Annotated in this window: 4 protein-coding genes; 2 read left to right on the plus strand and 2 right to left on the minus strand. The window is 30.4% G+C overall.

All coding sequences use genetic code 11. The features are described 5' to 3' along the window. Window positions 1–390: 390 nt before the first annotated feature. Window positions 391–4098: a family 20 glycosylhydrolase gene (locus ACH36K_RS06140; RefSeq protein ID WP_411170070.1), complete on the plus strand. Its 3708-nt coding sequence runs from the start codon at window positions 391–393 to the stop codon at window positions 4096–4098. Window positions 4099–4301: 203 nt separating this feature from the next. Further along, a complete protein-coding gene (locus ACH36K_RS06145) occupies window positions 4302–10733 on the plus strand; it encodes a beta-N-acetylglucosaminidase domain-containing protein (RefSeq protein WP_411170071.1) in 6432 nt (2143 codons plus the stop codon). Between the two features lie 169 nt (window positions 10734–10902). Here ACH36K_RS06145 and ACH36K_RS06150 read toward each other — a convergent pair whose 3' ends face one another. Next, window positions 10903–11541 carry a hypothetical protein gene (locus ACH36K_RS06150; protein WP_411170072.1) on the minus strand — a complete coding sequence of 213 codons (639 nt, stop codon included), beginning with the start codon at window positions 11539–11541 and terminating at the stop codon, window positions 10903–10905. Window positions 11542–11812: 271 nt separating this feature from the next. Beyond that, window positions 11813–12016 (minus strand): DUF3955 domain-containing protein, encoded by a 204-nt coding sequence (locus ACH36K_RS06155; protein ID WP_411170073.1) that lies wholly within the window; start codon window positions 12014–12016, stop codon window positions 11813–11815. Window positions 12017–12231 lie beyond the last annotated feature (215 nt).

The following is a 12231-nucleotide window of genomic DNA, read 5'->3' on the forward strand; positions in this document are numbered from 1 at the left end:
ATTAAATGGAATAGTTTGTGTTGCGTGTTACCAGTTGGGCATTAGCTTTCTCACAATTTTAGTAAGAGAGCTTTTTTTTATGCTCAAATGTAGAATTAAAGATAAAATTCCTAAGAAGACTATTACATAAGAAAAAATTTAAGGATCATATTTTAAATGTTGATAAAGCTGTTTGTATAATAAATAAAAAAGTACAAAAACTAACTCTTTTTATAATATGTTGAAATTAATAGAGTTTATAAAAGATTATAGAGGAGGTGAAAGTGAATATTTATTAAATAATTAATAAAGTTTGGAGGTGAAATAATAAAAAGATTATTTAGAAGATAAAAGTTTATTTATAACTAAGTATCATAATTTTTAAGTTTAGAATTTTAGGGGGTAGGATAAATGGGAAAATTAAAATCTAAAATATGCACTATATTAAGTTTTGTGTATCTCTTTACATTAACTCCAACTATATCATTTGCAGAAACAAAGGCAACTGATGTTAATAATGAGGTAAGTCTTGAAAGGGCACTTATACCAAAGCCACTTAGCAATTACCAAACAGAAGGAAAATTCATTTTAACAGAAAATACATCTATTTATGTACAAGGAAACACTGAAGAAGAAACAGATGAAATATTTAAAACAGGGGAGTATATTTCAAATAAGTTTAGCCAATCAACAGGATTTCCATTCGATGTAGTGAAAGGAGCTAATGTTCCAGATGGAAATATATACTTAACAACTGTAGGTGGAGAAGAAGAGCAAGGTAATGAAGGATACAAAATAAGTGTTACAACTAATGGTGTTGAAGTAGTAGCATATAAGCCAGAAGGTATTTTTAGGGCAGTACAAACATTAAGACAATTACTACCAGCAGGTATTGAAAAAAGTAAAGTGGTTACAGGTGAAGAATGGAGCATGCCATGCTCAGAAATTGATGATAAGCCAGAATATGAATATAGGGGAACAATGCTAGATACTGCAAGACACTTCTTTAGTGTTGATCAAGTTAAGAGATATATTGATAATGCTGCTCAATATAAAATTAACAAATTACATTTACATTTAACTGATGACCAAGGTTGGCGTCTTCAAATTAAAGGAACAATTGGTGAAAAAGAAGAAGACCTTAATAAATTAGTTGAAATTGGAGCCCAATCATCAGTTTATGGTGATAAAGGTGGATATTATACACAAGAAGAATTTAAAGAAATTGTAGAATATGCAAATGAAAGATATGTTGAAGTTATACCAGAATTCGATATGCCAGGACATACTTGGGCTGCATTGGTTTCTTTAAATTATTTAAATTCAACTCAAGATGGAAAACCTGTTGGTCCAAAGGATAATACAAAACCATCTAAAGATTATGATGTAGGATATTCTTCATTTGAATGTAATAATGAAAATACTTATGAATTTGTAGATATTGTATTTAAACAAATATCTGAAATTTCTCCATTAATTAAAACAATTCATGTTGGTGGAGATGAAGCTCATAACACCAGTAAAGAAGATTACAAGAAATTCTGTCAAAGAGTAACTCAAATAGCTCATAACTATAATATGACTACAATCGGATGGCAAGGTTATGATGAAGTAGTAACAGGTGATGAAAATGCTATTTGTCAATACTGGGATAATAGCTCCGCAACTGGAAATAATTTCAAAGGGGATTTAAAACAATTAGTTTCTCCAGCTAATAAAGCATATATTGATCAAAAATATGATAGAAGTACTGAGTTAGGTCTAAGTTGGGCAGGTCCAACTTCAGTTAAACAAGCATATGAATGGGATCCAACTGATTATGGTGCTAGAGATAGAATTATTGGTATTGAAGCACCATTATGGAGTGAAACTATAAGAGAAAGTAAAACTGAAAATCTTGAATTTCTGGCTTTCCCGCGGTTGTTAGGATTAGCTGAAATCGGTTGGTCACAAAAAGAATATACAGAATGGGAAACTTATAAACCACGATTAATTGCTCATGGCGAAAGAATGAAAAATCAAGGAATAAATTACTTTAAAGATCCTAATATATGGGAAGTTCCATATGAGCCAGTAAATGCTGAGTGGAATATGGATGAAGCGGAAGGAACAGTAATTAATGATAAAAATGGTTTATATCCAGGAACAATAAAAGGTGGAACTACATGGACTAGTGGTAGAAATGGAAGTGCACTTTCATTCGATGGAACTGGATACGTTGATTTAGGAATAAATGATTTAAAGGGTGATTGGTCTGCTACACTTTGGGTTAATAAAGGTCAAAATACTGGGACAAATGCAGTTTTAATTGGAGGAAGTGAAGGGGAAATAAAGCTTGAACAATGGAAAAATACCAAAAAAGTAGGTATTACACAATTTGGTGTAGGAGATTATACATTTAATTATGCAGCTCCAGAGGGAGAGTGGGTACACTTATCATTTGTAGGTGATAGAACAGGTACAGCTTTATATGTAAATGGACAATTACAAGATAAAATAGCAGCAAAAATAAATGGACCAGCTAAGAGAATTGGTGCCAATGCTAAGCCAGGATTAGCTGACTTAGGAAATATGAAGGGTTCTTTAGATGAGGTTAAGATATTTAATAGAGCATTAACAGAAGAGGAAATTGTTGAAATAGTAAAAGGTGGAGAAGAAGTACCCGCAGAAGTAGGATTTAAAGTTACTTTACCAACAGATAAAATAACTGTTGGAAATAAATTTGATACTAAAGTAGGAGTTAAAGATTTAGCTGCTGATAATATGTATGCTATGCAATTTGATGTAGCTTATGATAAAGAAAAAGTAGACTTTGCTAACGCAACATCAGTTGATAATTCTAAATATATAGTTTCAGCTAAAGATAATAATGGAACTATAACTGTAGTTGTTGCTACAAAGGGTGTAGCTATAGAAAATGATAAAGATATTGTTAACTTAGAATTTACTGCTAAGGCTGCCGGAGAGAATATAGCATTTAACATTACAAATGGTGAAATTTCTGATGAAGAAGGAAAGATTATTGATATGGCTGATGAAGCTACAACAGTAACTATTATTGAAGGAACAGTTGATCCTGAACCAGAAGTTGATAAGACAGCATTAAAGATAGCTATAGACTATGCTGATGAAATAGTAGCTAATGGTGGATTAGAAGGTGTAGTACCAGCTGTTGTTAAGGAATTCAATGAATCCTTAGCACAAGCTAAAGAAGTTTATGGAAATGATGATGTAACAGAAGTAGAAGTAGATGCTGCATTTAAGAGATTAGTTAATTCAATATGGATGCTTGAGTTTAAACAAGGAAATAAGGAAGCATTACAAGTACTTGCAGATTCAGTAAAAGCATTAGTTGAGAAAGAGTATACATCAGATTCATGGGCGAACTTACAAAGAGCTCTTGGAGAAGCAGAAAAGGTAATAGCTGATGAAAATGCAATGCAAGAGGAAGTAGATGAAGCATTAAATAACTTAAAGACAGCTATAGATGCTTTAGTTAAGAAGAATATAAATAAGACAGCTCTTCAAAGCTTAGTAAATAAGGTTGAAGGCTTAAATAAAGATAAATATATTAAGTCAACTTGGGATAAGTTTGAAAAAGCATTAAAAGATGCAGAAAAGGTTTTAGCAAATGAAGATGCGACTCAAGAGGAAGTAGATGCAGCTTATAATAACTTACTTAAATCTTACCTTGATTTAAGATTAGTTCCAGATAAATCTGCTCTTGAAGATTTAATAAATAAAGTAAAGAATATGAATTTATCTAAATATACTAAGGAAAGTGTAGCAATGCTTAAGAAAGAATTAAAGAGTGCTAGTAAAGTAGTAAAAGATAAAGAAGCTACACAAGAAGAAGTAAATGCAGCAACTAAAACTTTAAATCTAGCTTTAGCTAATTTAGAGGAAAAGGGAGACTCAAATAATTCAGGTAATAATAACAATGGAAACAACAATAATAATGGAAACAACAATAATTCAGGTAACAAGAAGCCAAATAAAGGCAGAGGAAAAGGTGGTAAATTACCTAATACAGGTGGAACTCCAGCAGCTACTGTAGGATTATTTGGAACGGTGCTTGCAACAGCAGGAGTATTTATATTAAAGAGAAAAAGTAAATAAGACGAAGTAACATTAAAGAGTGACATAAGATAGATAGAATACTTATGTCACTCTCTATTTTATATTTTTAAAAGACATAATTCTCTTAATTTTTATAAATAAATTAAGAGAATGAACAATATAATATTATGAAGTACAATTAAGCATTAAGTGAAAATGTTTATTGGGTTAAAAGAATAAAGTTTATTATGGGGGGATTGATTTTGAAAAGTAAAATGATTAGAAAATTATTAGCCACAGCAATGGCTACAGTATTTATTATTAATGGATTAACAGTAACCAAAATAGATGCTGTGACTAATAATAGTACAGAGGTAGAAAGAACACTACCTAACTTAAATCCAGTTCCACAAAATATAGAGATAAATGATGGAGTATTGACAATAACATCTTCTGTAAATATAAAAGGTAGTGATGTTGCCGATGAAGATGCTATAAGAATTTTAAATGAGTTTTTAGTTGAAAATAATATTACAGTAAATGAAACATATGATGAAGCTTCTACTACTTTAATAATTGGTGAAGTGGAAGATGATATAGCTGATATGGATACTGCAAAGGAAAAGTTAGGTATTGAAGATACTGTAGAATTAGAAGAAGAGGGGTATGTACTTGCTGTTGATGATAGCGAAGGTAAAGGTGGAACTATATTAATAGAAGGTAAGGATGGCGATGGTACTTTCTATGGGGTAAAAACTTTAACACAGCTAGCTGAGAGTGATGGAGGGGAAACTACTGTTACAGAAGTTAAAATAAGTGATGAACCTAAAATGAGGACAAGAGGAATAGTTGAAGGCTTTTATGGAAATCCTTGGACTCATCAAGATAGATTAAATCAAATTGAATTTTATGGAGAGCATAAAATGAATACTTATATTTATGCTCCAAAGGATGATCCTTATCATAGGGAACAATGGAGAGCTCCATACCCTGAAAGTGAAATGTCAAGAATGAGTGAGTTAATAGAAACTTCGAAAAAAAATAAGGTGGATTTTGTTTTTGCAATTTCTCCAGGTATAGATATTAGATTTGATGGAGATGCTGGGGAAGAAGACTTTCAAGCATTAATTAATAAATGCCAATCACTATATGATATGGGAGTTAGAAGTTTTGCAATATTATTTGATGATATCAGCAATAAGGATGGAATAAAGCAAGCCACTTTACTAAATAGATTTAATGAAGAGTTTGTTAAGGTTAAAGGTGATGTAAAACCACTTATAACAGTTCCAACAGAGTATGATACTCATTCTATGGGAAGAGTTGAGGAATTAAATCCATATACTAGAGATTTTTCTAGTACATTGGATAGTGACATAATGGTTATGTGGACAGGGCCAGTAGTTGTTTCAGAAGGAATAGATTTAGAAAATGCACAGTTTGTAAATTCTATATATGGTAAGAGAATGGGAGTATGGTGGAATTATCCTGTTACTGATTATATGAAAGAAAAACTAGCATTAGGACCAATATATAATGCTGATAAAGCTTTAAAAGATGAAGTGGACTTCTTTACAATGAACCCAATGGAGCATGCAGAATTTTCTAAAATAGCATTAGCTACAGGTGCAGCCTATTCATGGAACACAGAAGCTTATGATTATGATAAAGCTTGGAATAAAGCTATAGAAATGTTATATGGAGATTTAGCAGAAGAAATGAAGGTTTTTGCAAATCATTCTACAAGAATGGAAGGTGGATGGGCTTCTACAGGTAGAGCTGATGCACCAGAGGTAAGAGCTAATATGGATAGTTTATTGAAAAAGTTAGCTAAAGGACAAGATGCTTCTTATGAAATAGATTATTTATATAAAGAGTTTGATAGTATGATTAATGCAGCAGATAAATTAAAGGCTGAATTACCAAGTGAGGTATTATCAAGATGTAAATCTAATTTGGATAAGTTAAGGCTTTTAGGTGAAAATGATAAATTAGCTTTAGATATGTTAATTGATTTAGTTAATAATAATGAATCAGAGGTTTATAGAATAAAGAGTATATTAAATGATAATATGTCTAAATTAAATTCTGGAGCTAAGGTTTCAGAAAAAACAGCATTAGCATTTATAAATGAAGCATTAGCATTTGATCCTTATCCAGTGGCAGGATTTGAGATATCAAGCACATTTGTAGCTCCAGGGGAAGAAGTTACTTTTACAAGTACAAGTTCATTATCGGCAGTGGATATGGAATGGACATTTGAAGGTGCTAATATAGAAACAAGCACAGAAGAAAATCCAACTGTAACTTATGCAGAAGAGGGAATATATTCAGTATCTCTTAAGGTAAAGAATCCATTAGGAGAGGATGAAATAGTAAAAGAAGGTTTGATTACTGTTTCAAATGTAGCAAAAGAGGAAAAATTTAATCTTTCACTCGGAAAAACAGCAACTGCATCAAGTTTTGTAGCTCCAGGAGAAGCACCAAAGTTTGCAATAGATGGAGATGTAAACACTAAGTGGTGTGCTTCAGGTAATGGAACACATACTTTAACTATAGATTTAGGAACAGTAAGTACAATAAGCGATGTAATAATTAAACATGCAGAAGCAGGTGCAGAATCACCAGCGTTGAATACACTTTCTTATAGGATACAAGTTAGTAGTGATGGACAAAACTATAAAGAGGTATTAAAGGTAGATAAAAATAATAAGGCTGTAACTAATAATCCAATTCCAGTAACTAAAGGTAGATATGTTAAATTGTTAGTAGACAAGCCTACGCAAAATAGTGATAAAGCAGCAAGAATTTATGAAGTAGAGATAATGGGATTAAATAAAGATATTGAATTACCACCTATATATGGAGAATCAGGGGATAATAAAGAGCCAATAGTTTACCCAATTCCTCAAAAAACTAAATATTTATCAAAGGAAGGCATGTCATTAACTGGTGAAGTAAATGTAGTTGTTCATGGTGATCAAGAAAAGTCAACAATAACTAAATTAGATGAAATATTAAAGAAAAATGATATAGAGTATGCTGTATCTGACAATATAGATGAGAATAAGGCTAATATAGTGATAACTTCTGATAAAAATCATTGTGATGAATGTGTAGATGACGATTTAGTAAATGATAAAGCATTAAAAAATAAAGAAGGTTATGTACTTAAGACTAGTGATGATGATAATAAAAATGGGGATATAACTATTATTGGTTCAGATAAAGATGGAGCATATTATGGCGTATTAAGCTTAGGACAAATATTAGAAAAAGGTTCAGATGATAAATTTGCTGAGGTAGTTATTTCAGACTATCCAGAAATAGAGTTTAGAGGGTTTATCGAGGGGTTCTACGGTATACCTTGGAGTCATGAGGATAGAATGAGCCTTATGAAGGATACAAGTGAATATAAGATGAATACTTATATTTATGCTCCAAAGGATGACCCTTATCACAGGAAGGATTGGAAGAAGTTATATCCAGAAGATAAGGCACAAGAAATTAAGGAACTTGCAGCAGCAGGTGCAGAAAATAACTTTAATTTCTGTTGGACAATACATCCAGGTGCTACTTTGAAATTTACAGATGAGGATTTTGATTCATTAATTAATAAGTTTGAACAATTATATGATTTAGGGGTTCGCCAATTTGGAGTATTATTTGACGATACAGACGACTGGACTAATGGAAAAAAACAAGCAGAATGGATTAATAGAATAGATACTGAGTTTGTAAAGGCTAAAGGTGATGTTGCACCTATGATTGTTATTTCAGCTAGATATAACTCTGCATGGGGACCAAGTATGAATAATTATTTTAAGCCATTCATGCAAACATTACACGAAGATATTCAAGTAATGTGGACAGGACATGCAACAATGTCCAATGTATCTAGAGATGTATTTGAGTGGCCTAAGATTCAAACAGGTGTAGACAAGGATATGGCGGTTTGGTGGAACTATCCTGTTAATGATTATTGTGATAGCAGACTTCTAATGGCTCCATTACACAATCTTAATAAAGATTTAGATAATGTTAGTGGATTCTTTTCTAATCCTATGAATCAAGCGGAGGCGTCTAAGGTTGCATTATATAGCATAGCTGACTATACATGGAATACTGATTCATTTGATTATATGAAGAGTTGGGAGACTTCTATAGAAAAACTTGTTCCAGGGGCTAAGGAAGAATTTATGAGATTTGCATCTAATACTTCTTATTTAAAAGATAGTGGTGGTGCTAGTGGTCCTTTTGAATATGATGAGTCTTGGTATTTGACAGATAAAATAAATAATTTATCCAATAGTATAGCAAATAATGAATCAATAATTGAACCAGCTAATGCATTATTAGATGAATTTAAGCTTATCATATCAGATTACGATAAACTTGTAAGTAATATAAATAATAAAAACTTACTTGAGGAAACACAAGTATTCTTAGATGCATACAAAGCTTTAGGAGAAGCAGGAGCAGCAGCAATGGAATCATTAATAGCTGCAGAAGAAGGTAAAATCGAAAATTGGTTAAATAAAAATAATTTAGCTAAAGAAAAACTAGATTTAATGGAAAGTTATAAGGTAAAGAGAGCAGAAGATAATAATGGAAATTTAGTTGAAGTAGAGTATGTAGTAGCAGTAGGTGAAAAGAGACTTAAACCAATAATAAAAGATGCTATAAGATTATCAAATACTATTCTTTCTAAATCTATATTTGTTGATGAGAAAGCTAAGGCTATAGGTACATTAGATGGAATTGATAATATTAATGTAAAATTCGAAAATGGATCATATTCAATTGAAAATATAACTGAAGTAAAGTTAGGAGATTATGATTATATTGGAATAGCATTTCCTAAGGCAACTAAATTAAGTGAAGTTGTAATTGAGGCTAGTGATTATGAGGGGTTAGGACTTGAGTACTCATTAAATGGGTTAGAGTGGCAAAAGGCAGAGACAATTGTAGAAGATAATATAATGAAGACTACTTCTAATGTAGCTGCAACTTATGTTAGATTAGTTAGTACAAATGGAGATACAAAGGTTATTGATATAACTAGATTAATAACAAAACCAGTTTATAAAGCGAATCCTAGCATATCTCAAAATATAGGACAATATCAAAGTTATTCTATTGATAAAGCTTTAGATGGAAATATGGATACTAAGTATTGGTCAGATAAAGCTACATCAAAAGACCATTATATTCAAGTTGATCTTGGAAATAAAATACCTCTTTATGATGTAACTTCATATTTTGGAAATATGGATTATATGAGAAATTCAGAATATTTAATCTCAGAAGATGGTATCAATTGGACATCCTTAGGTGATTTACAATTTACTGATGAAGGTGGGAAAAAGGTAGCTACTGAAAATGCTGAAGGTAAAATGACAAGATATATTAGAATAAAAGCTAATGGAGAAAATTCAGGATACTGGATACAATTATATGAATTAGAATTTAATAAAACTGTTCCGGATTTTGGTGATGATTATGTTGAATTAGTCACAGGAAGTCCAGCAGGTAGATGGGATGCATTATATGATAGAGATTTATCTACTGCTTTTGAGGCGGATGAGGTAAGTGAAGGTGATGCATTAGTTTATAAAATGACAAGAACAACTAAAGTTGAAGAAATAGTGTTCTTACAAGATTCAGAAAGAATAAGTAAAGCAAAGATAAGTGTTAAGAATACAGAGGGTAATTGGAGAGAAGTAGGAAGTTTAGAGGAACAATTAACAACTCTAAGTGTTAATGAAGAGATACTTGAAGTAAAATTAGAATTTGATTCAAGAAAACCTGCTCCAAAGATTTATGAAATAATAGTTAAAGAAAATGCAAATATTAATGTATTTAAGGAACACTTAAAAATTGCAGTTGAGGAAGCAAAGAAAATAACAGAAGAAGATTTAGAAAATGTTGTTCCAGTAGTAGTAGAAGAGTTTAAGAAGGCCTTAGAAGAGGCCGAGGCTGTATTATCAAATTTAGGTGCTAGGCAAGATTCTGTAGATAAAGCTTTTGATAGATTAAGTAAAGCAATGCATATGTTATCCTTCAAAAAAGGAGATAAGGAACATTTAATTGCATTAGTAGATAGGATTAATAAGCTAGATAAAAACGAATTTATTGCAAGCACTTGGGATAAGCTACAATTTGCATTAGATGAAGCAAATGCAATAATAAATGACAGTAATGCTATGGAAAAAGAAGTGGCAGAGTCTTATGACAAATTAATGAGAGCATTTTTAGAACTAAGATTAAAACCAAATAAAGATAAGTTAGAAGGATTAATTAATAAAGCTGAAGGTCTTGATTCAACTAAATATACTAAGAAGAGTTGGAAAAATGTAGAGAAGGCGTTAATTCCAGCTAAGAAAGTATTTGCTGATGAAGATGTTACAGAAAAGGAGATTGCTAAGGCTGAAAAAGACTTAGAGGTAGCATTAACTAATTTAGTGGTAAAGGGAGACTCAAATAATTCAGGTAACAATAATAATGGAAATAATAATCAAGGTAACAATGGAAACAATAATTCAGATAACAAGAAGCCAAATAAAGACAGCGGAAAAGGTGGTAAATTACCTAGTACTGGAGCAGCTGTTTCTTCTTCATTAATACTACTTTTAGGTTCTGCGGCAGTTGTTGCTGGAGGAGTAACTTTAAAGAAAAGAAAAAGAGAAGAATAGTTAATTTATTTGTTGGGTGGATAATAATTTAATATAATCATTATGCTAAAGGAGTTATTTTAAAAATAACTCCTTTTTAAGTAGATTTGTTTATTTTAAATTCATCTATTTTTTTCCCTTTTGAGGTTATAGCAGCTACTTTAATGTAATCAATATCTACATCTACAACTTAAAAATGATATACAGCAATAGGAGAAACAACAACTCCTTCTTTACTTTTATATTTATCACGAAGTTTTTCACCAGCGCCACCTGTAATAACTTGATAAATATATCCGCTATCAAAAGTATTACTTATAATTCTTCTTGAATAATTGTGTTCGTGTCCTGAGAAAATTATATTAATATTACATTTCTCAACAGTTCTTAAAAAATCATTCCTATCATTAGGGTATAAATCAAGACAATGACCAAGGTGAGCACTAGTAGGAAATGCTGGTGAGTGAACAAAAAGAAGTTTGTTTTTATTACAGTTAGAAGTTTTCTCTTGAAGCCAATTAAGCTGAGCTTTACTAATTTTATTTGAGATATCAGATGTAAGTGGATTTGATAATAAGTATTTATCTAATTCGATTCCATCTATATATTCTCTTATAATATGCCTTTCACCATATGAATAGAGTTTTGGAAAATGCGAATTTGTTTGAGCCATAAGTAAAGTAGATAATTCATCTTTACATACTTGCTTTTTTTTGAAGATTTTAATACATTGGTTTGAATTTATTTTATATACTTTTCCTTGTGTTCCACTTCCAAGCAATTGCAGTTTATTTATATTTATTCCTTCATAAAGTTTAATTTTAATCACCTAATTAAGATAGTATTAACAATATTAGTATATGAAAAGTACTCCTTTTGACTTACTTTATTTTAGCTGTTTATATATTTAAATGATTATATTGAAAATAGAAATTAAATGTTTATTATAATAAGTTTGAATTTGTTTTTAGTGAATCAAAAAGTGCTATATAAATAAAAAACCTAGATATTAGTAATTTAAAAAATAATTATTAATATCTAGGTTTTTCTATATTCTAATCTAAAAAATAATTTTATATATAAGTATTTTAAAATTATAATTAATGAGATTTTTTTAATTTAAGCACAAACGATACTATAAATGAAATTATAGATATAGCTAAGAATACATAGAAAAGTGGTATTAAGAAGAAAGGTTCAATAAGTGTTCCATCTGGAGCAACTTCACTTCCTATAATATTAAATAAAACAATGCATGACGCTGAAATAATAAGTGATATTAATGATATAATATATTTTTTCATTTTAAAACCTCCATATAATGTAATTTAGTCTTTTATTGTTAGTGACTTTATAAATAGAGTATAATACATATATATATGCAAGTCAATAATAAATTATTGAATAACAATAAAAATATGTTGTTATTAAAATGATAGTATATTCTATAATATTAGTTAAAGAACTATTTAGATATTTATAATATACGATTGATAAGATATGTTATAATAAGTATAGG

The sequence above is a fragment of the Clostridium sp. MB05 genome, from assembly GCF_046581255.1.
GTDB lineage: Bacteria > Bacillota > Clostridia > Clostridiales > Clostridiaceae > Clostridium.